General features: G+C 63.1%; 2 protein-coding genes. Both read left to right on the forward strand.

Translation table 11 applies throughout. The annotated features are described in order from the left end of the window. On the forward strand, positions 1–297 hold a 297-nt coding region (locus AC5RE1_RS00330), incomplete at its 5' end, for a DNA methyltransferase (protein WP_493938179.1). Further along, a partial coding sequence (locus AC5RE1_RS00335; RefSeq protein ID WP_493938180.1) for a DNA cytosine methyltransferase occupies positions 294–944 on the forward strand: 651 nt, incomplete at its 3' end. The genes AC5RE1_RS00330 and AC5RE1_RS00335, both read left to right, overlap by 4 nt.

The raw sequence follows: 944 nt of genomic DNA on the forward strand, positions 1-944 counted from the left end.
AACGCTAACCACCCCACCTCCAAACCGCTGGATTTGTTGGCGTATCCGATCGGGAACTCCACCCAGGCGAACACGATCGTGCTCGACACCTTCGCAGGCTCAGGCTCCACACTCATGGCAGCTGAGGCAACCGACCGCATCGCCTACTGCATGGAACTCGACGAAAAATACGCCTCCGTGATCCTGCGCCGCTACGCCGACGCCACCGGAGACGCCGCAGGAATCACGTGTCTCCGCGACAGCCAGCAGCTCGCCTACCTGGATGTCGTGAAGGCAGTGGATCGAGGCACCACATGACCGCGTTGACGCTTGGCTCTCTGTTTGACGGGTCGGGCGGCTTCCCACTCGCCGCCCTCAACGTCGGTATCCGCCCCGTCTGGGCGTCCGAGGTGGAGCCGTTTCCGATCCTCGTCACCACCACCCGTCTGCCCGCGGTCACCCACCTCGGCGACGTCAACACTATCGACGGCACCGTGATCGAGCCGGTGGACATCATCTCGTTCGGGTCGCCGTGCCAAGACCTGTCGGTCGCAGGACGGCAGACCGGGCTGGCAGGTTCACGTTCCGGCCTGTTCTTTCAGGCTGTTCGCATCATCAAGGAAATGAGGGAGGCGACTAATGACCAATATCCCCGATTTGCTGTCTGGGAGAACGTGCCGGGAGCCTTCTCCTCCAACCAAGGGGCGGATTTCGCCGCCGTCCTCACGAGCCTCATCCAGGTCGTCGCGCCGTCCGTCCCTGACGTGCCTGTTCCTGACACGCGGTGGGCCGACGCTGGGACCGTCGTGGCAGGCGGATGCTCGGTTGCGTGGCGTGTACTCGATGCGCAACATTTCGGCCTCGCCCAACGACGCCGCCGCATCTACCTTGTCGCAGATTTTGCAGGCCGATCCGCACCCGAGATTCTTTTTGAGCCCGCGAGCCTGCCAAGGAATCCTGAATCG

The sequence above is a fragment of the Actinotignum sp. usb-actsch-rep-73 genome, assembly GCF_059082735.1.